This window comes from Stenotrophomonas sp. AC248 (genome assembly GCF_979258185.1).
The window spans coordinates 4,385,907-4,409,480 of the sequence record NZ_OZ409840.1 but is presented as its reverse complement, the minus strand read 5'-3'; the positions used below and the strand labels follow the sequence as shown (position 1 = coordinate 4,409,480).

Below are 23,574 nucleotides of genomic sequence, written 5' to 3'. Positions count from 1 at the left end.
TTTTGGTTCTTTCTCTCGTCCGCTTGGCGAGCACCAAGCGCGCTGTGCACCTTTTCAGGCGCGGCCTGTGGGTGGGTTGGGCGCTGGCCCCCCAGACCCTTTCCGGCGAATGTCCCCCGGCGTCGGCCTGCGGCCGCCCCCTCCTCCTTTATTTCGCCTCCAAGGGCATGGGGGGCCAGCGCCCAACCCACCCACAGGCCCCGGAAAAGCCTGGCGTCCCGTTGCTTACCGCACGCCGAGCCCCGCAGCGGCCGGTAGGCTTCTGGGCAAAATAAAGGAGGAGGCCGCCACGCGGCCGGGGGACATTTGCGCCAGGGGCCTACCGGCCGTTGCGGGGCCCTCACGCGCGCGACAGACCCGATCGGAGACGCCACCCGATCCAAACCGGCGCCTCCACAACCCGACCACGCACGTTGCACCCTGCGTAACCTGCTACGTCCCTCGAAACGAGGCGCTCCTCTCCATTGGGAGAAGCATCTTTTCCGATGGCAGGCTCTATGGGTCTCCTGACGAAGTGACGAGGAGCCGGCCGGCGGCCGGCACTACCGGGTGCATGCACCGGCCATGTCAGAATGCCGGCCTACCTCCCGACGGGCGACGCGATGCTGTTCGAGTGGCTGCTGGGTTCGTGGTTGTTGATGCTGGATTGGCTGATCCGGCTGGCCGCGCTGTTGTGGATTCCCAGCCGCACCACGCCCGGTGCCGCGCGCAGCTGGCTGCTGCTGGTTGGCTTCGTGCCGCTGCTCGGCTTGCCGCTGTACCTGCTGTTCGGCCACCCGTGGCTGTCGCGCCAGCGCGTGCAGCGCCAGGCCGAAGCCTCGCAGGTGATCCGCGAGGAACAGGCGTTGCAGCCGCCGCTGCGCTGGACGCCGGAGCCCGACACCGCCACGGCCGAGATCGTGCCGTTGATCGAACGCCAGGGCGACTTCATGCCCATCCATGGCAACGCCGTGGAACTGCTGGTGGACTACGACGCCTCGCTGCAGGCGCTGATCGCCGACATCGACCAGGCGCGTGAGCGCGTGCACCTGCTGTACTACCTGATGTTCGACGACGCGGTGGGCGAGGCCATCGTGCAGGCGTTGCAGCGTGCCGCCGCGCGCGGCGTGCATTGCCGCCTGCTGCTGGATGCGGTGGGCGCCAAGCGCGGGCTGCGCCATTACCGGCACCGGCTGCAGGCGCTGGGCGTGGACGTCCGCGCGATGCTGCCCGGCGGCCTGCGCTGGCGCCGCAGCGGGCGCATGGACCTGCGCAACCACCGCAAGATCGCGGTGATCGACAACCGGGTGGGCTACATCGGTTCGCAGAACCTGGCGCAGCCCGAGTTCGTGCCGGGCTTTCCCAACAGGGAACTGGTAGCGCGCGTACGCGGCCCGGGCGTGGCGCACCTGGAAGCGGTGTTCGCCAGCGACTGGTACATGGAAACCGGGCAGCGCCTGGATGTGCTCACCGCCGTGCCGGTGTGCTCGGCCGACGTGGCCACCCAGCTGCTGCCCAGCGGCCCGGCGTATCCCTTCAGCAACGCACGCGATGCGGTCAACGCGCTGATCCACCTGGCGCGTCGCCGCATCGTGCTGGTCACCCCGTACTTCGTGCCCGACGAGGCCACCCTCAGCGCACTGCGCATCGCCGCGCTGTCGGGCGTGCAGGTGCAGCTGATCCTGTCGGCCAGCAGCAACCAGCGGCTTACCGCCTGGGCGCAGGAGGCCTACTACGACGAACTACTGCGTAGCGGCGTGCGCATCGCGCTGTACGAACCCTGCTTCCTGCACGCCAAGCACCTCACCGTGGACGAGGACATCGCGTTGGTCGGCTCGATCAACCTGGACATCCGCTCGTTCGCGCTCAACGCGGAAATCGGCATGCTCTGCTATGACCGCGGCATCGTCGCCCAGCTGCTGCATATCGAGAACGACTACCTGCTGCAGTCGCGCCAGCTGGAGCTGAAAAGCTGGCGCAAGCGCCCGACCTGGCGGCGCAGCCGCGAAGGCATCGCGCGGCTGGCCGATGCACTGATGTAGCGCTGCGGCGATGGCCCACACGGGGCCACCGCGCGCATCGCCTACAATCGGGGCATGACGGCAACCCAAATCCCTCGCCAGTGTGACCTGGCCATCGTCGGCGGCGGTGCGGCGGGCGTGCTGGTGGCGCTGCATGCGCTGCGCACGGCCACTGCTGCGCTGCATGTCACTTTGTTCGAGCCGGCCTCGGCGCTGGCCCAGGGCATCGCCTACGCCACGCCGTGGCCCGAGCACCTGCTCAACGTGCCGGCCGGCAAGATGAGCGCATTGCCCGATGCGCCCGATGATTTCCTGGACTACCTGCTGCAAGTGGACGCGTTTCCCGGCCTGCCGCGCGACGCGGTAGCCGCCGAATACGCCCCGCGCCGCTGCTACGCCGCCTACCTGCAGGCACGCCTGGAGCAGGCGCAGGCCAGCAGCCCCGCGCAGTTCAACGTGGTGCATGATGCGGTTACCGCGTTGCAGCCCGGCACCGCCACGCAGCAGCTGACGCTGGCCGGTGGCGACACCTGGCAGGCACGCCAGGTGGTGCTGGCCTGCGGCAACAGCATGCGCCCGCTGCCGGTCACCGGCGCCGACGCGCTGCCCCCGGGCAAGGTGGTCGATGCGTGGGACTACGACGGCGTGCGCCTGTTGGCCGGCGACGGCGACCTGGCCATCATCGGCTCGGGCCTGAGCATGGCCGACAGCGTGGTGGCGCTGGCCAATGCCGGGCACCGCGGGCGCATCCACGTGCTGTCGCGGCATGCACTGCTGCCGCTGCCGCACGCGCACGGCGGCGCGGCTGGTTTCGATCCGCAAGCGCTGCCGGGTCTGCCAGTGCGGCAGGCGCTGCGCACGCTGCGCGGCCACGCCCGTGACGCCGTTGCGCAGGGCCTGCCGTGGCAGAGCGTGATGGATCGCATCCGCCCGCTGGGCCAGGCACTGTGGCGGGGTCTGGAGGCCGCCGACCAGCGTCGCTTCCTGCGCCACGTGGTGCGGTACTGGGACGTGCACCGCCACCGCATCGCCGAAAGTGTCGAGGCGCAATTGGCCGCGCTGGAACAGTCGGGTCAGCTGCAGCGCCACCGCGCCCGGCTCGATACCGTGCTGGTGCTCGACGGCACTCTGCAGGTGCATGCGCACGGCGCCGGCGGTGGCCTGCCCCCGCTGCGCGTGGGCGCGCTGATCAATGCCACCGGCGTGGAAACCCGCGCCACCGCCATGCGCAACCCGCTGGTGCAGCAGTTGCTGGCCGACGGCCACGCCCGGCCAGGCCCGCACGGCCTGGGGCTGGATACCTCGGTGGTGCATGCCGAACTGCTCGCGGCCAACGGCCAGCCGCATCCGGGTGTGCAGGTGGTGGGCAGCCTGCGCATCGGCACGCTGTGGGAAAGCCTGGCCATTCCGGAGCTGCGGGTGCAGGCGCAGCAGGCCGCGGCGCGCGCGCTGGGCTGACCCCCTGCGTAGGTGGGCCAGCTGCGACACCTCGCGGTACCGGCTGACGCGAGGTATTCAAAGGGCTCATGCCTCTGTCTCGATCTTCGCATTGGCGACGGCGCGCAGACCGCTCTAGGCTGCTGCCTTTCAGACCGGGAATGCGCATGACGCCCACCTCCGCCCCGACCGCCCTGCGCGGACCCGTTACCCCGGCCGTGATGCGCCGCGTATTCGCCGTACTGGGTATGGGCATGCTGCTGGCCGCCTGCCGGCCGGCGGACAGTGCCGATGCCCCCGCATCCGGCGCGCCGGCCAACGCCGCAACGCCTGCGACCAGCGCAGTCGATGACATTCCGGCCTGCCCGGCCGGTGCCAGCGTCATGGACGGCTGGAGCGATCGCGCCCCGCCACGGCGCATCTTCGGCAACACGTGGTATGTGGGCACCTGCGGGCTGTCGGCGGTGCTGGTGACCTCCGACCAGGGGCATGTGCTGATCGATGGCGGCACCGCGGCGGCCGGTCCCCTGATCGCCGCCAACATCCGCGCGCTGGGCTTCGATCCGCACGCGGTGAAGTACCTGCTGAACTCGCACGAACACTCCGACCATGCCGCCGGCCTGGCCCACCTGCAGGCGGCCACCGGTGCCCCGCTGCTGGCGCGTGCACCGGCGGTAGCCACGCTGCGCAAGGGCAGGAGCGACCGCAGCGACCCGCAGTACCTCGAACCCGGTGGGACCTTCCCGCCGGTGGCCGACGTTGCGGTGATCGGCGACGGCGAGGTGGTCCGCGTTGGCCCGCTGGCGCTGACCGCGCATGCCACGCCAGGCCACACCCCCGGTGGCACCAGCTGGACATGGCGTTCCTGCGAGGGCGCACGCTGCCTGGACATCGCCTACACCGACAGCGTCAGCGCCATCTCCGATGCGCAGTACCGCTACCTGGATCATCCGGAGATGGTGGCCGCGTTCCGCCGCGGCCTGGACACCCTTGCCGCGCTGCCCTGCGACATCCACGTGACGCCGCATCCGCTGGGCAGCGATCTGTTCGCCCGCCTGGCGGGCGATGGCACGCCGCCGTTGGTGGAGGCGGGGGCCTGCGAGCGTTACGCGCAGAACGGACGCGCCCAGCTGGACGCCCGCCTGAAGGACGAAGCCGCCGGCCGCAAACCCTGACGCAGGGAGGGCGCGGAGGGCGTAAAATAGCCCGATGGATGTCTCCCACTTGCTCGACGGGCTCAACCCCGCCCAGCGCGAAGCTGTGTCCGCCCCGCCCGGCCACCATCTGGTGCTTGCCGGTGCCGGTTCCGGCAAGACCCGCGTACTTATCCACCGCATCGCCTGGCTGAATGAAGTCTGCGGCGTGCCCACCCATGGCATTTTTGCGGTGACCTTCACCAACAAGGCCGCCGGCGAGATGCGCCACCGCATCGACCTGCAGCTGCCGCAGGGCAGCCGTGGCGCGTGGATCGGCACCTTCCACGGGCTGGCCCACCGCCTGCTGCGCCTGCACTACCAGGACGCCAAGCTGCCCGACAGCTTCCAGGTGCTCGATTCGGATGACCAGCTGCGGCTGGTCAAGCGCGTGGTGCAGCAGCTGGAGATCGACGACAGCAAGCACCCGCCCAAGCAGATCGCGTGGTGGATCAACGAGCAGAAGGATGAAGGCCGTCGCCCGCAGCACATCCAGCCCGAGCCGCACGACGCGTGGCTGGAAACCATGCGCCAGGCGTACATCGCCTACCAGGAGCGCTGCGACCGCGCCGGCCTGGTCGACTTCGCCGAGCTGCTGCTGCGCGCGCATGAACTGCTGCGCGACAACCCGGCGTTGCTGGCCCACTACCGCTCGCGCTTCCGCGAAATCCTGGTGGACGAGTTCCAGGACACCAACGCCATCCAGTACGCCTTCGTGCGCGTGCTGGCCGGCGACAGCGGCCACGTGTTCGTGGTCGGCGACGATGACCAGGCCATCTACGGCTGGCGCGGCGCCAAGGTCGAGAACGTCCAGCGCTTCCTGAAGGATTTCCCCGGCGCACAGACCGTGCGCCTGGAGCAGAACTACCGCTCCAGCGCCAACATCCTGGGCGCGGCCAACGCGGTGATCGCGCACAACCCCGACCGCATCGGCAAGGAACTGTGGACCGACAGCGGCGACGGTGACCCGATCGACCTGTACGCGGCCTACAACGAAATGGACGAGGCGCGCTATGTGGTCGAGCGCGCGCGCCAGTGGGTGCGCGACGGCGGCAGCTATGGCGATGCCGCGGTGCTTTACCGCAGCAACGCGCAGTCGCGCGCGTTTGAGGAAGCCTTGATCTCCGAGCAGGTGCCGTACCGCGTATATGGCGGCATGCGCTTCTTCGAGCGTGCCGAAATCAAGGACGCGCTGGCCTACCTGCGGCTGATGACCAACCGCAACGACGACGCCGCCTTCGAGCGCGCGGTCAACACGCCCACGCGTGGCATCGGCGACCGCACCCTGGATGAAGTGCGGCGGTTGGCGCGCAGCCACGCGATTTCGCTGTGGGAAGCCACCATGCTCACCACCCAGGGCAATGAACTGGCGGCGCGCGCACGCAACGCGCTGGCCGGCTTCCTCACCCTGGTCAACCAGCTGCATGGCGAAGCCGGCGAGATGACCCTGGCCGAGCGCATCGACCACGTGCTGGTGCGTTCGGGCCTGCGCGAACACTGGTCCAAGGAAAGCCGCAACGCGCTGGATTCCGAATCGCGCGCGGACAACCTGGACGAACTGGTGTCGGTGGCCTCGCGGTTCGTGCGCCGCGAGGACGACATCGAAGAGACCGGCGAGACCATGAGCGAACTGGTCGCGTTCCTGTCCTACGCCTCGCTGGAGGCCGGCGAAGGCCAGGCCCAGGCGGGCGAGGAGGGCGTGCAGCTGATGACGCTGCACTCGGCCAAGGGCCTGGAGTTCCCGATCGTGTTCCTGGCCGGCATGGAAGATGGCCTGTTCCCGAGCGCACGCTCGCTCGAAGAAAGCGGGCGGTTGGAGGAAGAGCGCCGCCTGGCGTACGTGGGCATCACCCGCGCGCGCCAGAAGCTGGTGCTCAGCTACGCCGAATCGCGGCGCATCCACGGGCAGGAAAACTACAACGTGCCGTCGCGCTTCCTGCGCGAGATCCCGCGGGAACTGCTCAACGAAGTGCGGCCCAAGGTGCAGGTCTCGCGCACCGCCTCGCTCGGTGCCAACCGGGTGATGGGCCACGCCGCGCTGGAGGCGCCGCCGCTGAAGCTGGGCGCGCTGGTCAACCACCCGAAATTCGGCGAAGGCATGGTCACCGACTACGAGGGCAACGGCCAGCACGCGCGCGTGCAGGTGGAGTTCGCCGATGCCGGCAGCAAGTGGCTGGTGATGGCCTACGCCAACCTCACCGTGCTCTGAGCCCGGCGCGCCACGGATGACGCGCCGGGTCTTGTAGCCGGCGCTGGTGGCCCTGCCGCGGTAGTGCCGGCCGCTGGCCGGCTGCTCTTCGCTCGGTTGTTATCGGGAGCCGGCCAGCGGCCGGCACTACAATGGGGCGTATTCCGTTGGCACAGGCCACCCCCATGACCGATTCCCCGCTGCACGTCACCGTCAAATTGAATGCCAAGCTGCAACCCGAGCATCGCCATGAGCTGTTCGAGGATCCGCTCGATGCGCTGCTGGAAAGCGCTGAGCTGGGCCAGCTTACCGGCGGCGGCACCGCGCTGACCGACGAGGGCGAAGTGGACTACGGCGATATCGAGATTGCCCTGACCGATCCGGCCTCGCTGCCGGGCGTGATCGAACTACTGGAACAGCTGGGCGCGCCGAAGGGCTCGCTGATCCAGCGTGCAGGCGAACCGGACCAGCCGTTCGGCGTCACCGAAGGCCTGGCGCTGTACCTCAACGGCACCGACCTGCCCGATGAGGTCTACGAGCAGTGCGACTCGAACTATGTGTTCGAGCAGATCGTCGAGCGCATTGAAGGCGTGGGCGAGATCTGCAGCTGGTGGCAGGGGCCGACCGAGACCGCGCTGTATCTGTACGGCGTGTCGTTCGAGACCTTGCGCGAGCGCATCGCCGACCTGGTGGCCACCTACCCGCTGTGCCAAGGCGCGCGCGTAGTGAAGATCGCCTGATCACCGTGTAACGGTGCCGGGTGTGAGTGCAGCCGACCAACGGTCGGCTCTACCGAGCCCCAGACCGTTGGTAGGCCGCCAACCCCGGTAGAGCCGACCGTCGGTCGTCTGCGGTGCACCGAACCCGGGTAAAGCCGACCGTTGGTCGGCTGCACGTAACCCGGCCACCCCTCGTCGGCCCCCGACGTTTACGGCGCAACACCCGTGCGCGAAACCGCGTGCACCTGCTCCCAGTTCAGCCGACCAACGGTCGGCTCTACCGAGTCCCAGACCGTTGGCAGGCCGCCAACCCGGGTAGAGCCGACCGTTGGTCGGCTGCTCGCACACCCGGCCACCCCTCGTCGGCACCCGGCGTTTACGGCGCAACACCCCCGCGCGACACTGCGCGCACCTGCTCCCAATCCAATCCAAACCGGGCCAGATACTTGCGCAGCCGGTCCGCATCATTGGTGCTGGCCCGCTGCGTGCGCGACACCGCGAACAGCTCGCGGCCGGCGGCCGACAGCGATGCAGAGCGGGCACAGACCCGCACCACGTCCTCAAGCTGCACGCGGTCGAAGCGGTCCAGTTCGGCAGCAGCCTCACCCAGCAGCGCGTCCAGCGGCGATACGGCGGTGCCGCCATGCCACTGCGCGCGTAACCGCGCGATCTCTTCTTCCACCCCATCGGTCTGGATGCGCCCGGCGTTGGCCAGCGTGGCCAGCCGCATCAGCGACGCGCCCAGGTCGCGGAAGTTGCCCCGCCAGGTGGCGTCGGGGCTCGTGGCGAAGGCCAAGTAACGGCTGCGCGCCTCCGCATTGAAGCGCACCCGCTCGTGCTGCTCGCGCGACCAGCGTTCCAACTCGAAGTCCAGGTTGGGTTCGATGTCCTCGCGGCGCTCGGCCAGGCCGGGCAACGGGTAGGTCCACAGGTTGAGCCGGGCCAGCAGGTCCTCGCGGAAGCGGCCCGCGCGCACGGCCTGCTGCAGGTCGCGGTTGGTGCCGGCGATCAGCTGGAAATCGCTCTCCACCTCGCGGTCGCTGCCCACCGGCAGGAAGCGCTTTTCTTCCAGCGCACGCAGCAGCATCGCCTGTTCGTCCTGGCCCAGCTCGCCGATCTCGTCCAGGAACAGCAGGCCCTTGTCGGCCGACCGCAGCAGGCCGGCGCGGTCACTCACCGCACCGGTGTAGGCGCCCTTGGTGTGGCCGAACAACGTGCTCATCGCGCCGTCGCCGCGCAGGGTGGCGCAGTTCACTTCGACAAACCGCCCCGGCAACTGGTGCTTGAGCTTCTTCAGGTCGAACACGCGCCTGGCCAGCTGGCTCTTGCCGGCGCCGGTGGGACCCATCAGCAGCATCGGCGCGCGTGAGCGGGTGGCCACGGTTTCGATCTGCTCGATCATCCGGTTGAAGGCCGGGTTGCGGGTGGCGATGCCGCCCTTGAGCAGGTCGCGGTCCTGCAGTTGCTGCTGGGCAAAGCGCTGGGCGATGTGGTCGTAGCGCGACAGGTCCAGGTCGATCACCGCGTACGTGCCCGGGTCCCCCACGTGCTGCTTGCGCGGCGGCGACGTCTGCAGCAGTCGGCCGGGGAAGTGCCGGCTCTCGGTCAGCAGGAACCAGCAGATCTGGCTGACGTGCGTGCCGGTGGTGATGTGGATGTAGTAGTCCTCCTCGTCCGGCTGGAACGCATAGCCGGCCAGGAAATCGTGCAGGCAGGCGTACACCCCCTCGAACTCCCACGGGTCGGCCATGTAGGTGTCGTGGACGTGCACCGCGGTTTCCGGCGCGGTCAGCGCCAGGTCCTCGCGGACCAGCGCGGTCAGCGTGCCGAAGCGGCGCGCGTCCACCAGCAGTTCGATGCGGTTGGGCACGAAGTCATCGTGCATGCCCAGTGCCACCGTCGGCCGCCACTTCTGCCAGCGGCCTGGACCGGTCCCGGCATCAAGCTGGATACCGAGCATGCCGAACACCACCTGTCGCTTGCCCATATCCATCCTTATAAGAGGCGCGCTGAGAATATATAGAAGTCCACTCTGCGGTAGAAGCACAGACGGCTAAAAATCTGATGAAAATCCTTTTAAAACAATCCCTTGGGAAGATAGTGAAAAAGTTGGCACGCCGATTGCTCTATCCCCGGCAGGACGCGATGCGGGCCGCCCACCGGCCCCATCGCAGCGCAGGTGCACGCCGCAGGGATGCGGCACGGGCAATGCCCGGCTGGCAATGGGGCCAGCCGGGCCGGGCCGGACGCTGTACCGCGCCGCCTTCCGGCATATCGAACAAGGAAACGAACCATGAGCATCACCTACGACGTCATCCAGCAGCCCGGCGCTGTTCCGATCAAGCTGTGGACCCGCGGCGTGCCGCTGGAAGATGCGGCGCGCGAGCAGCTGCAGAACATCGCGCGCCTGCCCTTCATCCACCGCTGGATCTCGGTGATGCCCGACGTGCACCTGGGCAAGGGCGCCACCATTGGCTCGGTGGTGCCCACCATCGGCGCGATCATCCCGGCGGCCGTGGGCGTGGACATCGGCTGCGGCATGATCGCCACCCGCACCACGCTGACCGCCAGCGACCTGCCCGACAACCTGTCGGCGGTGCGCAGCGCGATCGAGCGCGCGGTGCCGCACGGCCGCAGCGTGGGCCGTGGCCGCGACAAGGGCAGCTGGGAGACGCCGCCGGAACTGGCGGTGGACGGCTGGACCCAGCTGGTGGACGACTTCGCGTTGATCTGCGAGCGCCACCCCAAGCTGAAGAACACCAACAACCTCAAGCACCTGGGCACGCTGGGTACCGGCAACCACTTCGTGGAAATCTGCCTGGATGAAGACCAGCGCGTGTGGTTCATGCTGCACTCCGGCTCGCGTGGCGTGGGCAATGCCATCGGCACCTACTTCATCGAGCTGGCCAAGCAGGAAATGCGTCGCTGGATGATCAACCTGCCCGACCAGGACCTGGCCTACCTGCCCGAGGGCAGCACCCACTACGGCGACTACGTGTTCGCCGTGGACTGGGCGCAGCGCTTCGCCCGCATGAACCGCGAGATCATGATGCGCAACGTGGTGGCCGCGGTGCGTACGGTGATCACCAAGCCGTTCGAGGCGCAGGCCGAGGCGGTCAACTGCCACCACAACTACGTGAGCCGCGAGCACCACTTCGGCAAGGACGTGATGCTCACCCGCAAGGGCGCGGTGAGTGCGCGCAAGGGCGAGATGGGGATCATTCCGGGCAGCATGGGCGCCAAGAGTTTCATTGTGCGCGGGCTCGGCAACGAGGACAGCTTCCACAGCTGCAGCCACGGCGCCGGCCGCGTGATGAGCCGTACCCAGGCGCGCAAGCTGATCAGCGTGGACGACCACGCCAAGGCCACCGCGCACGTGGAATGCCGCAAGGACGTGGAAGTGGTGGACGAGTCGCCGGCGGCCTACAAGTCGATCGAAGCGGTGATGGAGGCCCAGCGCGACCTGGTCGAGATCGTGCATACGCTGCGCCAGGTGGTGTGCGTAAAGGGATGAACCGCCGGCCGCGCGGCGTACACTGCGCCGCGCGCCGGCAAGGAGGACGACACACATGGACATGATGGAACTGGATGGCAGCCAGGGCGGCGGGCAACTGCTGCGCTCGGCGTTGACCTTGAGCCTGTGCACCGGCATTGGCTTCACGATGCGCGACATCCGCGCGCAACGCCGTCGCCCCGGCCTGATGCGACAGCACCTCACCGCGGTCACGGCCGCGGCGCGGGTGGGCAACGCCTGCACGCAGGGCGTGCAACTCGGCGCGACCTCGCTGCGCTTCGAGCCTGGCCCGGTGTGCGCGGGCGACTACCAGTTCGCCACCGGCAGCGCCGGCTCGGCCACGCTGGTGCTGCAGACCATTCTGCCGGCGCTGTGGCAGGCCGCAGCGCCGTCGCGGGTGCGGCTGGAAGGCGGTACCCATAACCCGTTGGCGCCCAGCGCCGATTTCATTGCCGATGCCTACCTGCCAGCGCTGGCCAGAATGGGCGTGCAGGCATCGCTGGAACTGCACCAGCATGGCTTCCATCCGGCCGGTGGCGGGGTGCTGCAGGTCGAGGTCGCGCCATGCGCGGCGTTGCAGGCGTGCGACTTTCAGGGCCGCGGCAACCTGGCGTCGATCGAAGCCACGGTGTTGATGTCCGGCCTGTCCAGCAGCATCGGACTGCGCGAGTTGCAGGTATTGGCGGACACACTGGGCGTGGATCCGCATCCACGCCACGTGCGCTCGGTACGCCCGGCACTGGGCCCGGGCAACGTGGCGCTGGTACATGTGCGTCACGACGCACACGTGGAGGTGTTCAGCGGGCACGGCGAGCGTGGCGTGTCGGCCGAGCAGGTCGGCGCGCGCCTGGCCGGGCAGGTGCAGCAGTACCTGCAGGGCAGCGGCTGCGTGGGCGAGCACCTGTCCGACCAGCTGCTGCTGCCGATGGCGCTGGCCGGGGCCGGCAGCTTCACCACCGCGGCGATCAGCGAGCATCTGGCCAGCAACGCGCGCCTGATCGAGAAATTCCTGCCGGTCGAGTTCGACTGGCAGCCGCATGAGGGCGGGTGGCGGGTGACGGTCAGTCGTTGACCGCGCGCGCCACCCGGGGCGGGACAAGGTCGGGGGCGCGCGCCCCGAACAGGGTCAGCCACAGGCCGCTGCCGATCTCACCGAGCGAAGCGGGCAGCGTGGCGTAGTTGGAGAGTGCCGTCGTGGCGTAGCCGGGGATCAGCAGCTCGCCGAACACGTTGAGCAGGTAGCCGATGCCGCCGAGCATCAGCAGCACGCCGAGCACACGCGGTATGGCGCGCGTGCGCCACACCAGCCAGCCGAACGGCAGCAGCCACAGGCCCCAGAACAGGCTGGCCAGGAAGATGTGGCTGCTCCAGCTTTTCAGCGCGGCCATCGCCAGCATCTGCAGCTGCCCGCCCGACAGCGCCCGCGCCAGCGCCGGGTCGGTGAGCAGGGTCACCGCCTCCAGGCGGTGGGAAAGTGCGGCCAGCGCGATCGGTACTCCGGTGACCGCCAGTGCCACCATCAGCGTGGCCGCTGGGCGATGTGCTGCAGCGAACACGCGATACAGCAGCAGCGGTAGCAGCAGGAAGGCGATCTGCTCCAGCGCGAAGGCGGCGATGCCGGCGCGGAACAGGTCGGCATGCGCGATCACGTTGGCCACGGTGGCGGCGGGATCGTCACCGACGCTGATCCGGGAGGGCACATAGGCCAGGCTGAAGATGCCGGTGGCGATCACCACCAGATACACCCCACCGGCCAGGCGGCCGGTCCGCTGCTGCGTTGCCATCGTGCCGCTCCGGGTGCCGGTGTGGAAGGACCGGTTGCCGCCACCGTACGGCGCTGGTGGGGCTGCGGTGACTGCCGGAAGTCACGCGCCGACGGACGGTAGGGCGGCGCATGGGCGCCCGCCGCGGGCGCCGGCGCCCCCACTCGTCGGCCATGGCCGTGCACTCATCCCGCATTTCAGCCGCTTCGTCGCGTGCCGCTTGTGGCGGTCCGGCGCGGCGACCAGAGTCTGGCGCTGTCCGCTGGGAGCGCGCAAATGAACAAGGGAACTCCGTACCTGTTGGCTGTCCTGGTTGCGCTGACGCTGTCGGCAGACTGGGTGGCACCGGTCGTGGCCCTGTTCGAGCATGCCTACACCTGCCTGCAACACGGCGGTGGCCTGGACCTGGTCCGGCTGCGCTGCGAACCGCGCCCGGATGGCCTGTGCGCGTTGCTGGCGTCCTGGCCGTTCTGGGCCACCGCGGTCGCGTTGGCGGTGGCCACGCTGGTTGTCACGCGCGGACCGCGGCGGCAGCTGCGCCTGCGCTGAACCGGGCGTGCCGCGGGCTTACCGGCATCGCGGCGAACCGGCATCATCAGCAGCCGCATTGCAGGAACGATCATGGCGCTGAGCGAGAAGGACAAGATGCTGTCTGGCCACCCCTACCGGCCGGGCGACCCGCAGCTGCAGGCCGAGATGGCGGCGGCCAAGGCCTGGATGGTGCGCTACAACGCCGCCCTGGCCGAGGCGCCGGATGTCCGCCGTGCGCTGCTGCGCGAGCGCCTCGGCGCGGTCGGCGACGGCACGGTGATCCGCCCGCCGTTCCATTGCGACTACGGCAGCCACATCCACCTGGGCACCGGGGTGTTCCTCAACTACAACTGCGTGATCCTGGACGTGGCCGAGGTGCACATCGGCGATGGCACCCAGATCGGCCCGGCAGTGCAGATCTACGCGGCCGACCACCCGCGTGACCCGCAGGCGCGGGCGCAGGGATTGGAGCTGGCGCGACCGGTGCGAATCGGGCGCAATGTGTGGATCGGCGGTGGCGCCATCCTGCTGCCCGGCGTGAGCATTGGCGACGACGCGGTGGTGGGCGCAGGCAGCGTGGTCACCCGCGACGTGGCGGCCGGTGCCACGGTGGTGGGCAACCCCGCACGCGTGGTGCCCCGGCGCGATTGATCCGGCTCAAGGCGCGGCCTCCACGCCGGGTGTGCAATGGTGGTCCCACACTGCACCGGAAGGAGCCCTGCCATGTACAAGCGAATCCTGATTGCCACCGACGGCTCGGAGCTGTCTGAAAAGGGCCTGCTCAAAGGCCTGGAACTGGCCAAGGATCTGAATGCCGAGGTCGACATCGTGACCGTGTCCGAGCCGTGGGCGGTGGGCATGTACGACGCGATGGGCTGGAGCGTGGGCTACATGAACAGCCCCGAGTACAAGGCCGACCGCGAAGAGACCGCGCAGAAGGTCCTGGCCCCGGCCAAGGCCACCGCCGAGGCGCAGGGCCTGCGTGCCAACGTGGTGCACGTGCTGGACCGGTATGCGGCCGACGGCATCATCGATACCGCCGTCGAGCGCAACAGCGACCTGATCGTGATGACCTCGCATGGCCGCCGCGGCGTCACGCGCGTGCTGCTGGGCAGCCAGACCGCCGAGGTGCTGGCGCGCAGCACCGTGCCGGTGCTGGTGATCCGGTGACGGACGGCGCCGCATAGCCGCGTCCCGGTAGTGCCGGCCGCTGGCCGGCTCCCGACCATGCCAGGTTTTACGAGGAGCCGGCCAGCGGCCGGCACTACCGTGTTGGGTAGGGTTTCCCGACGAGCCGGCCAGCGGCCGGCATTGCCGTGGTGTGTTGAGGTTGCGAGGAGCCGGCCAGCGGTCGGCATTACACGCAGCGGTGGACCGGCCGCAGCCCGGCGTTCACCGCTACGGCCGCAGCTTCAGCGTCTGCGATTCATCCAGGGTGCCGTCAGGCTGCAGCACCACGAAGCGTTCGCCGCTGCGGTCGAACAGGACCGGGATCGGGTCGCGGAACAGCGGGCGGCGCACGAAGCGCAGGTGCCAGCCAAAGTGTTCCAGCGTTTCCACGGCCTGGCGTTGCTCGGCGGTGAGCCCGGCCCGCAGCTGGGCGGGGTCGGGCGGCTGGCGGCGTTCGGGCGTATTCATCTACTGAAACAAGGCAAAGTCCGGAGAACCTGTCGATGCAAGCAGCGTTCCAACCGCGTGGCGGGCGGGGCGCCTGCCGTCACCAGCTGTAGAGCTTCCAATACACCGGCGACACGCCGTCCTTGTCGCTGTCCATGCGGCCATCGCCGTTGCGGTCGTACATGTAGAACGCCGGGCCCTGCGCAGGCGTCACCTTGACCATCCGCAGCTGGCCACCCACGCGGTACTCCTGCAGCGTGTCGCCGTTGGCCAGGGTCTTGCTGGACACATCGGCACCGCTTACATCGACCGGGGGCTTACCGCCGCCGCCCGTGGTGGCACAACCGGCCAGCGCGAGCAGGCCAACCAGCAACAGGGTCTTCATGGGCCGAGGTCCTTGTACAAAGTGAAGGTCGATTATGCCCCACGCGTCGTCGTCGGCGTGTCTGGGGTCGGCGCGGGCGGGCGCGTAGAATCGTCGCATGAGCCGATTAGTCCTGATTGACGGGTCCAGTTACCTGTACCGCGCGTTCCACGCGCTTCCGCCGCTGACCAACGCCCACGGTGAACCCACCGGCGCGCTGTTCGGTGTGGTCAACATGCTGCGCGCCACCCTGAAGGAGCGCCCGGCCTACGTGGCGTTCGTGGTCGATGCGCCCGGCAAGACCTTCCGCGACGACCTGTATGCCGACTACAAGGCCAACCGCCCGCCGATGCCCGACGACCTGCGTCCGCAGATCGAGCCGATGTGCCGCATCGTCGAAGCGCTCGGCCTGAGCATCCTGCGCATTCCCGGCGTGGAAGCCGACGATGTGATCGGCACGCTGGCCCTGCAGGGCCACCAGGACGGCCTGCAGGTGACCATCTCCACCGGCGACAAGGACTTCGCCCAGCTGGTCCGCCCGGGCATCGAACTGGTCAACACCATGACCGGCAGCCGGATGGATTCGGATGCGGCGGTGATGGACAAGTTCGGCGTGCGCGCCGATCAGATCGTCGACCTGCTGGCGCTGATGGGCGACACCGTGGACAACGTGCCCGGCGTGGAGAAGTGCGGCCCCAAGACCGCCGCCAAGTGGCTGGCCGAGTACCAGAACCTGGACGGGGTGATGGCCGCCGCACCGGGCATGAAGGGCAAGATCGGCGAGAACCTGCGCGCGGCGCTGGAGCGCCTGCCGCTCAACCGCGAGCTGGTCACCATCCGCACCGACGTGCCGCTGGAGTCCAGCCCGCGCACGCTGGCACTGCGCGACCCGGACGTACCCACCCTGGGCGAGCTGTACCTGCGCTACGGCTTCACCCAGGCGCTGAAGGAGCTGGGAGGCCCGGCAGCGGCGGCAGTGGCCGCCAGCGACGCCACGGTGAGCCTGCGTGGCACCGCCGCCGGGTACGCACGCAGCGCGCCGGCGGAAACGGCGGCCGAGGTCGATCCGGCGCTGTCGGCGCCCGGCGAGTACGAGACCGTGCTCACCACCGAACAGCTGGATGCCTGGGTGCAGCGCGCCGAGGCGGCCGACCTGATCGCCTTCGACACCGAAACCGACGCGCTCGATGCGATGCGCGCCAACCTGGTGGGCATCAGCCTGGCGGTGGAGCCGGGCAGGGCCGCCTACATCCCGGTGGGCCACAACTATCCCGGCGCGCCGGCCCAGCTGGGCGCCGAACAGGTACTGGCCGCGCTGCGCCCGGTGCTGGAAAACCCCGACAAGAAGAAGCTCGGCCAGCACGGCAAGTACGACCTGCACGTGCTGCGCCGGCATGGCATCGACGTGCAGGGCTACCACGACGACACCATGCTGGAGAGCTTCGTGCTCAATTCCACCGCCACCCGCCACGACATGGATTCGCTGGCGATGCGCTACCTGGGCTACACCACGATCAAGTTCGAGGACGTGGCCGGCAAGGGTGCCAAGCAGATCCCGTTCTCGCAGGTGGGCCTGGACGAGGCAGGCCGCTATGCCGCCGAAGACGCCGACATCACCCTGCGCCTGCACCGCGTGCTGCAGCCACAGCTGCTGGCTGTTCCGTCGCTGGACGGGGTGTACCGCGACATCGAAATGCCGCTGGTGCCGGTGCTGGCCCGGATCGAAGCCAACGGCGTGCACATCGACATGGCCGAACTGCGCCGCCAGAGCCAGGACCTGAGCGTGCGCATGCTGGCCGCCCAGCAGAAGGCCACCGAGCTGGCCGGCCACACCTTCAACCTGGATTCGCCCAAGCAGCTGCAGGCGGTACTGTTCGACGAACTGAAGCTGCCGGCGCTGGTGAAGACCCCCAAGGGCCAGCCCAGCACCAATGAAGAGGCGCTGGAGGCCATCGCCGAGCAGCACGAGCTGCCGCGGGTGATCCTGGAGTACCGCGGGCTGGCCAAGCTGCGCAGCACCTACACCGACAAGCTGCCGGAGATGGTCAACCCGGACACCGGCCGGGTCCACACCAGCTACCACCAGTCCGGCGCGGCCACCGGCCGGCTGTCTTCGTCGGACCCGAACCTGCAGAACATCCCGATCCGCACCGACGACGGCCGCCGCATCCGCCGTGCGTTCGTGGCCCCGCCCGGGCGCAAGATCCTGGCCTGCGATTACTCGCAGATCGAGCTGCGGATCATGGCCCACCTGTCCGAAGACCCGGGCCTGGTGCGCGCCTTCGAACAGGGCGTGGACGTGCACCGGGCCACCGCGGCCGAGGTGTTCGGGCGCGCGCTGGACGAGGTCACCCCGAACGAGCGCCGCGCGGCCAAGGCGATCAACTTCGGCCTGATGTACGGCATGAGCGCGTTCGGGCTGGCCCGCAACCTGGGCATCGACCGCGGCCAGGCCCAGGATTACGTGGCGCTGTACTTCAGCCGCTACCCGGGCGTGCGCGACTTCATGGAGCGCATGCGCCAGCAGGCCCGCGACCAGGGCTATGTGGAAACCCTGGAAGGCCGCCGGCTGTACCTGAACGACATTCACGCCCGCAACCAGGGCCTGCGCGCCGGGGCTGAACGGGCGGCGATCAATGCCCCGATGCAGGGCACTGCGGCCGACATCATCAAGCGGGCGATGGTGAAAGTGGACGGGTGGCTGCAGGGCCAGGGCGACCAGGCGCGGATGATCATGCAGGTGCACGATGAACTGGTGTTTGAAACCGAAAGTGAGTTTCTCGAAACCTTGCGTTTGAAGGTGGTGGAACTGATGTCGTCGTCAGCCCAGTTGCGGGTGCCGTTGGTGGTGGACGCCGGCGTCGGTGATAACTGGGATGAGGCGCACTGAGACGGAAATCACGCTCAAACAGCTGAATTGGTTCATGGCGCCTTGAAAAACTGACTGTCGGATGAATGTTTCCCCTACAGAGCTTTCATTAATTGGGCCCCTTCACGAACTATCAATGTTCGGGGTGCTTTTATAGACCTCGACAGGCGCAACGCCTGTTGTGGATCTCTCCCATCCCCTGGAGCAGATCTCGGAACGGGGGCTCCTCCCCAAGCGCCCGTTCCCCGGCCCCGCTGACCTCCCCCTGGTCGGCGGGGCTTTTTATTTGGGCCGCCATAAACCCCGCGCGTCCCGCCGCAGGACAGGCCCCGCGCTGCCGATTGCCGTTTGCCCCACGCGCGGCCCATGCTGTGGGCTGGACCCGGGGAGAACCGCATGAGCGATCTGTTTGCATTGGCCATGCCGTGGTGGGAATTCATCCTGCGCGCGGTGGTGGTGTACGTGCTGGTGCTGGGCATGGTGCGGTTGTCGGGCAAGCGCGCGCTGGGCCAGATCACCCCGTTCGATGTGCTGCTGATCGTGCTGCTGGGCAATGCGGTGCAGAACGCCCTGCTGGGCAAAGACACGTCGCTGGGCGGCGGGCTGCTGCTGGCGGCCACGCTGATCCTGCTCAACTACGGGGTGGGGTGGTTGAGCACGCGCAGCCGGCGCGTGGAAACCCTGGTCGAAGGCGAGCCGGTGCTGATCGCGCGCGACGGCAAGCTGCTGGATTCGGTGCTCCGGCGCGAAATGGTCACGTCGGCCGATGTCGATGCGGCGCTGCGCCAACAGGGTTGCCTGTCGATCGACGATGTCGCGCTGGCGGTGCTGGAAATCAACGGCCACATCACCATCGTGCCGAAGAAGGAGTAGAGCCACCCCATGGGTGGCTGCCTTCGTTGGGTACCGCAGCCACCCATGGGGTGGCTCTACCACCCGCCGGGGCGACCATCGGCCGCGCGCGATTCCACCCTCGGTAACGCACCGGCCTCTGCGGTGGCGCGTCCGGTTACACCCAGTCGCGCGGGACCAGGTAGTCGGCCAGGCGGGCTTCGTCGCTGCCGGTTTCGGGCTGGAAACCGTATTCCCAGCGTACCCGCGGTGGCAGGCTCATCAGGATGCTCTCGCTGCGCCCGCCGCTCTGCAGGCCGAACAGCGTGCCGCGGTCGTAGACCAGGTTGAACTCCACGTAGCGGCCGCGGCGGTACAGCTGGAACTCGCGCTCACGCTCGCCGTACGGCATGTCCTTGCGACGTGCCACGATCGGCAGGTAGGCGTCGAGGAAGCCATCGCCGACCGCGCGCAGGTAGGCAAAATCGCGTTCGAAGTCACCGTGCAGGTCGTCGAAGAACAGCCCGCCCACGCCGCGCGTTTCATTGCGGTGGCGCAGGAAGAAGTACTCGTCGCACCAGCGCTTGTGATCGGCATAGCGCCCTTCGCCAAACGGCGCACACAGGTCGTGCGCGACGCGGTGCCACTGCTGCACGTCCTCATCGAACGGATAGAACGGGGTCAGGTCGAAGCCGCCGCCGAACCACGACGCCACTTCCACGCCATCACGCTCGGCGCGGAAATAGCGCACGTTGGCATGGGTGGTGGGCAGGTACGGGTTGGCCGGGTGGAACACCAGCGATACCCCGGTGGCCCGCCACGAGGCACCGGCCAGCTCCGGCCGGTTGGCTGACGCCGACGGGGGCAGGCGGGTGCCGGCCACGTCGGAGAAGCCGATGCCGGCCTGCTCGAACACCGCGCCATCGCGCAGGATGCGGGTGCGGCCGCCGCCACCCTCGGCGCGCTGCCATTGGTCTTCGGCGAACCGAGCCTGGCCGTCGGCGGCCTCGATGGCCGCACAGATGCGGTCCTGCAGGTCGGTCAGGTAGCTGCGTACGCGCTCGAATTCGTTCATGGCGCTACTTTACCGCAGCCCGGATACCCGGGCGGTGGGCGCGGCCGCAGCGGATCATTCCTTGTGGTTGGGCGTGCGCCGTGCCGGTGGGACGTCTTCGTCGGCATCGTTGTCGTTGTTCTGCAGTGCCTGCTCCAGCGCGTGCCCGGCCGACATCATGGCCCAGTTGCGCGTGTCCAGCAGGTCGCAGGCAACGTGGCGCCCACTCGCGTCGGCCTGGCACAGCGCCTGCAACATGCCATGCGCATCCACGTCACCGTCCCGTTCCTGTGCAGTGGCCAGGTTCTCGCAGCCTTCGCGGATACCTGCGCGGCACACCTGCAGGTAATGCACGCTCGCCTGCTCCCACTGCCCCTTCAATCCCAGTCGCGTGCCCAGCACGTTGCAGCCCTGCATGCTGCCGCTGGCGCAGCAGGCTTCCGCCCCGCCGTCGACCAGCGCCTTGGGGCAATCCTGCGGCAGCGGCAGTTCGTTGAAGTGCACCGGCGGCACGCAACGGGCCGGGTCGCCTTCGACCGGCGCGCGCTGGAAGCGCTGGAAGCGCGTCCAGCGGTCCATGCCCAGCAGGTCGCCGTTGGGCAACGGCTTCAGTACGAAGTCGCCGCCCTGCTCGTGACGGATCCGGATGGCGCCGTCTTCAAGGCGGGCGCGCAACTGGCCCATGCCCATGTCGACCAGGCCACGGTCACCAAAGCGCAGTGCATCCATCAAGGCGCGCTGGGAGACATACGCGCCGCACGGCAGCGTTGCGGCGGCCTGGGGCGTGAGGCCCGCGCCCAACTGCTGCAACGGGGGTGCCAGCCCGCACGCGTGCGTGTCACCTGCCGTGCAGGCCAGCGCCAGCGCCGCCGTCGCGTGCTGCAGGTCGCCGGCATCCCAGTGCTGTTCGGCCACCTCGGTGCAGAAGCCGCCATGCGGGCGTGCCTGGCAGTAGCCCTGCAGCTTCATCCGGTGCGCCTCCGACAGCGGGCGGTCCGGTTCGGGTGCAAGCACCTTGACCATGCCGGCCGCCAACGCAGCGCCCTGCAGGGCCTCGGCGATTTTTTCGCCCAGCTCCGGGCGGGATGCCAGCGTATTCCTGCATGCCGCCTCATCGAATACATCGCCGTCTTCGCGGCACAGGGCGGGAAGGCCCATCTCGTCGAAGGCCCTTTCCATGTACGCGCGCATGGCGATCAGCTGGTTCTCGGAGAAGCCGGCATCATCGTCGCCGTCCCCTTGCTGCCGGGCCTGTGCATCCTTCCGATAGCGACCGGGCAGATCCCGGCACAGGGCCGGCATGCCGTCGCTGCAGCCTGCTTCCAGCGCCGCGGTGTCCTGGTCGTAGCGATCGGCCAGGCAGCGCAGCGGGTCGGCCAGGCAGCTGCCGTCGGGATGGGTCACCGGCGCGCTGCATTGGGCGGGCGTGCGCAGTGAGAAGCGGTTCCAGCCCAGTTCCAGCACGCGCCCACGCTGGCTCACGTTCAATGGCTGGATGCTGCCCGATCCGAGATCGATCACCTGCGGCTGCCCAGCCTGCATCTGCACGAGAAACGCGCTGCGGTCGCCGTTGTAATTGATTTCGTAGCCGCGGTCGGGGCCTTCCAGGACCAGTTCGGCGCTGTCGGTTTCGTTGAGGAAGCGACCGCACGTGAGCGGTTGCGAGAAGGCGGTGGGCGCCAGCGCGAGCAGCAGTGCCGCCGTTGCGGCGCGCAGTGGGAGGCGTGAAAGGCAGGGCAGCATGTTCGATCCTTGAAGCGACACACCCGGTCGCAGGCCATGATGGAGCGCGGTGGACGGCGCATGTCCTGCAAGGACGCCTGCGCCGTCTGTGAAGGGCTGCAGGATAGCGATGCGGCCGGCGCTGGCAACCGTGGCTGTCGCTTACGGCCGTTGGCGCCGCGCCGCCGTCGCAGGCGTCACTCGCCGCCTGCGGCCTCCTCGGCCATCGCACGCACCATCGCGCGCAGTGCCGGCCAATCACGGGTAGCGTCCACGTCGCAGGCGATGTGGGTAGCGCCGCCCTTGGCGCAGATGGCGGTCAACATGTTCGGCACCGCTTCGTCACCGGTATGTACATAGACCTCGGCCAGGCCCACGCAGCCATCGCGCACGCCGGCGGTGCACAGCGCGGCGTAGTAGGGCAGCGTGCTTTTCCAGTCTTCATCACGTGCACGCGCGCTGGCGGCCAGCTTGCAGCCCAGCAGCTGACCGGCCTTGCAGCAGGCCTCCGGACCGCCCTCGCGATCCAACGTGGGGCAGTCCAGCGGCTGCGGAATCTCGGTGAAGCTCAGCGGTGCGCTGCAGGCGACGGCGGCGCCGGGTTGACGCGTGTAATGGGCAAAACGGGTGTTGCCGTCCATGCCCACCAGGCTGCCGTCGCGCGTGGTCTGCAGCACGACATCGTCGCCGATGTCGCGGCGCAGGTGGATCCGCCCGTCCTGCACGCGGGCACGCAGGCGCGTGGCGTAGCCGCTCAGCTGGACCACGCCGGCATCGCCGAACTGCAGGTCCGAGGGCAGGCCGTTCTCGGCCTCGTAGCGGCCACAGGGCAGGGTGGTGGCGGGCACCGGCGACAGCGCCGCCGCCGACAACCCGACCAGCGGGGCGACCAGTGTGCAGGCATGGGCGTCGGCGCGCGTGCTGCAGGCGTGCTGCAGGGCGTCGCGGGCCTCCAGCAACCGGCCGGCGTTCCACTGTGACTCGGCGACGCTCTGGCAGAATTCCTCGCGTGGGTGCTGCTTGCACAGGCCTGCCAGTTCGATCAGCTGCTCGGACGGCAGTACGGCCTGCGATGCGTGGCTCAGCCCCATGATCGCCTTGCCCATGATCTCGCCTGCCATGGTTTCGCCCAGGCGCAGGCAGACCACCGGGTCGAATTCCTTGGCGGTTTCATCGCACTGCGCCGGCATGGGGAACGGCGGCGGCTCTTCCGGGGCGGCTGCGTTGGCCTGTTCCTGGTAGACCTCGATCAGGCGCTTGCAGGCCACCGGCACGTCTTCGCTGCACCACTGGCGCAGCTGCACCGGTTTGGCCTCGACGTAGTGCTCCAGGCAGCCCACCGGATCGGCGCGGCAGCTGCCTTCCTCGACCGCGTAGAACGGCTTGCAGGCCGCGGCCTTCTCCCGCACGAAATCGTGGTACCCGCCGGTCAGGGTGCGGTCGCCCTCGCCGAAGGTCCAGTTCTCCATGCGGCCGGTGGCCAGGTTGACCATGCCCAGCACATCCTCGCTGCGTGCGATGCGCAGTTCCTCGGTGGGCGAGTGGGCCGACGTCAGGAAGCCGTGGCCCTCGCTTTCCAGGATCAGGGTGGCGTTGCCATCGTCCTGCTTGTACGTGCCGCAGGCCATGGACTGGGCAGCGGCGGGAAGGCTGGCGGCGGCCAGGACGAGAACGGCCAGGGCACGCCAGCCGATGAAGCGGCGGCGCGCGGAAACAACAGAAGTCACAACAGCATCCTTGGGTGGAAATCGGGGGGCGTCGGCACGGGCGCA

Annotated in this window: 19 protein-coding genes; 12 read left to right on the top strand and 7 right to left on the bottom strand. The window is 68.8% G+C overall.

The genetic code is table 11. The features are described 5' to 3' along the window. The first annotated feature begins 602 nt into the window (after positions 1-602). The 5 genes from cls to ACZ0AE_RS19730 all read left to right on the top strand — a co-directional run bounded on the left by cls (position 603) and on the right by ACZ0AE_RS19730 (position 7,558). Positions 603-2,021: a cardiolipin synthase gene (gene cls, locus ACZ0AE_RS19750; protein WP_038691644.1), complete on the top strand. Its 1,419-nt coding sequence runs from the start codon at positions 603-605 to the stop codon at positions 2,019-2,021. A gap of 36 nt (positions 2,022-2,057) precedes the next feature. After that, on the top strand, positions 2,058-3,458 hold the full coding sequence (locus tag ACZ0AE_RS19745; RefSeq protein WP_463602119.1) for an FAD/NAD(P)-binding protein: 1,401 nt from the start codon (positions 2,058-2,060) through the stop codon (positions 3,456-3,458). Positions 3,459-3,604: 146 nt separating this feature from the next. After that, a complete protein-coding gene (gene bla, locus ACZ0AE_RS19740; RefSeq protein WP_463601968.1) occupies positions 3,605-4,612 on the top strand; it encodes a subclass B3 metallo-beta-lactamase in 1,008 nt (335 codons plus the stop codon). A gap of 34 nt (positions 4,613-4,646) precedes the next feature. Next, positions 4,647-6,839 carry a DNA helicase II gene (gene uvrD, locus ACZ0AE_RS19735; protein WP_038685491.1) on the top strand — a complete coding sequence of 731 codons (2,193 nt, stop codon included), beginning with the start codon at positions 4,647-4,649 and terminating at the stop codon, positions 6,837-6,839. Positions 6,840-7,003: 164 nt separating this feature from the next. Beyond that, on the top strand, positions 7,004-7,558 hold the full coding sequence (locus ACZ0AE_RS19730; RefSeq protein ID WP_038685497.1) for a hypothetical protein: 555 nt from the start codon (positions 7,004-7,006) through the stop codon (positions 7,556-7,558). A gap of 355 nt (positions 7,559-7,913) precedes the next feature. Here the strand turns inward: ACZ0AE_RS19730 and rtcR are convergent, their stop codons facing one another. After that, a complete protein-coding gene (rtcR, locus tag ACZ0AE_RS19725) occupies positions 7,914-9,524 on the bottom strand; it encodes an RNA repair transcriptional activator RtcR (RefSeq protein WP_463601967.1) in 1,611 nt (536 codons plus the stop codon). Positions 9,525-9,830: 306 nt separating this feature from the next. On the opposite strand from rtcR, the gene ACZ0AE_RS19720 reads away from it, so the two are divergent. Beyond that, entirely contained in the window at positions 9,831-11,051 is a 1,221-nt protein-coding gene (locus ACZ0AE_RS19720; RefSeq protein ID WP_141058862.1) for an RtcB family protein, read from the top strand. A 55-nt stretch (positions 11,052-11,106) separates the two neighbouring features. Beyond that, on the top strand, positions 11,107-12,123 hold the full coding sequence (rtcA, locus tag ACZ0AE_RS19715; protein ID WP_463601966.1) for an RNA 3'-terminal phosphate cyclase: 1,017 nt from the start codon (positions 11,107-11,109) through the stop codon (positions 12,121-12,123). Here rtcA and ACZ0AE_RS19710 read toward each other — a convergent pair. Next, positions 12,113-12,835 carry a DUF4386 domain-containing protein gene (locus ACZ0AE_RS19710; RefSeq protein ID WP_463601965.1) on the bottom strand — a complete coding sequence of 241 codons (723 nt, stop codon included), beginning with the start codon at positions 12,833-12,835 and terminating at the stop codon, positions 12,113-12,115. The two genes, rtcA and ACZ0AE_RS19710, sit on opposite strands and share 11 nt — an antisense overlap. A gap of 255 nt (positions 12,836-13,090) precedes the next feature. Between ACZ0AE_RS19710 and ACZ0AE_RS19705 the strand changes: the two genes are divergently transcribed. The 3 genes from ACZ0AE_RS19705 to ACZ0AE_RS19695 all read left to right on the top strand — a co-directional run bounded on the left by ACZ0AE_RS19705 (position 13,091) and on the right by ACZ0AE_RS19695 (position 14,515). Further along, complete coding sequence (locus ACZ0AE_RS19705) at positions 13,091-13,363, top strand: hypothetical protein (protein ID WP_463601964.1); 273 nt, start codon at positions 13,091-13,093, stop codon at positions 13,361-13,363. Positions 13,364-13,435: 72 nt separating this feature from the next. Then, positions 13,436-13,996, top strand: a complete 561-nt coding sequence (locus tag ACZ0AE_RS19700; RefSeq protein ID WP_463601963.1) for a sugar O-acetyltransferase — start codon at positions 13,436-13,438, stop codon at positions 13,994-13,996. 72 nt (positions 13,997-14,068) lie between these two features. Then, a complete protein-coding gene (locus ACZ0AE_RS19695) occupies positions 14,069-14,515 on the top strand; it encodes a universal stress protein (RefSeq protein ID WP_038685506.1) in 447 nt (148 codons plus the stop codon). Positions 14,516-14,743: 228 nt separating this feature from the next. On the opposite strand, the gene ACZ0AE_RS19690 is transcribed toward ACZ0AE_RS19695, so the two are convergent. Further along, entirely contained in the window at positions 14,744-14,983 is a 240-nt protein-coding gene (locus ACZ0AE_RS19690) for a hypothetical protein (RefSeq protein ID WP_448134739.1), read from the bottom strand. A gap of 79 nt (positions 14,984-15,062) precedes the next feature. Further along, positions 15,063-15,347, bottom strand: a complete 285-nt coding sequence (locus tag ACZ0AE_RS19685) for a DUF2782 domain-containing protein (protein ID WP_038685510.1) — start codon at positions 15,345-15,347, stop codon at positions 15,063-15,065. 97 nt (positions 15,348-15,444) lie between these two features. On the opposite strand from ACZ0AE_RS19685, the gene polA reads away from it, so the two are divergent. Then, positions 15,445-18,216 (top strand): DNA polymerase I, encoded by a 2,772-nt coding sequence (polA, locus tag ACZ0AE_RS19680; protein WP_463601962.1) that lies wholly within the window; start codon positions 15,445-15,447, stop codon positions 18,214-18,216. A gap of 375 nt (positions 18,217-18,591) precedes the next feature. Further along, complete coding sequence (locus ACZ0AE_RS19675) at positions 18,592-19,068, top strand: DUF421 domain-containing protein (RefSeq protein ID WP_463601961.1); 477 nt, start codon at positions 18,592-18,594, stop codon at positions 19,066-19,068. A gap of 136 nt (positions 19,069-19,204) precedes the next feature. Here ACZ0AE_RS19675 and hemF read toward each other — a convergent pair whose 3' ends face one another. The 3 genes from hemF to ACZ0AE_RS19660 form a co-directional block, all read right to left on the bottom strand. Continuing rightward, complete coding sequence (hemF, locus tag ACZ0AE_RS19670) at positions 19,205-20,101, bottom strand: oxygen-dependent coproporphyrinogen oxidase (RefSeq protein ID WP_038685516.1); 897 nt, start codon at positions 20,099-20,101, stop codon at positions 19,205-19,207. A 54-nt stretch (positions 20,102-20,155) separates the two neighbouring features. Further along, on the bottom strand, positions 20,156-21,823 hold the full coding sequence (locus ACZ0AE_RS19665; protein ID WP_463601960.1) for a hypothetical protein: 1,668 nt from the start codon (positions 21,821-21,823) through the stop codon (positions 20,156-20,158). Positions 21,824-21,999: 176 nt separating this feature from the next. Next, on the bottom strand, positions 22,000-23,529 hold the full coding sequence (locus tag ACZ0AE_RS19660) for a hypothetical protein (RefSeq protein ID WP_463601959.1): 1,530 nt from the start codon (positions 23,527-23,529) through the stop codon (positions 22,000-22,002). Positions 23,530-23,574 lie beyond the last annotated feature (45 nt).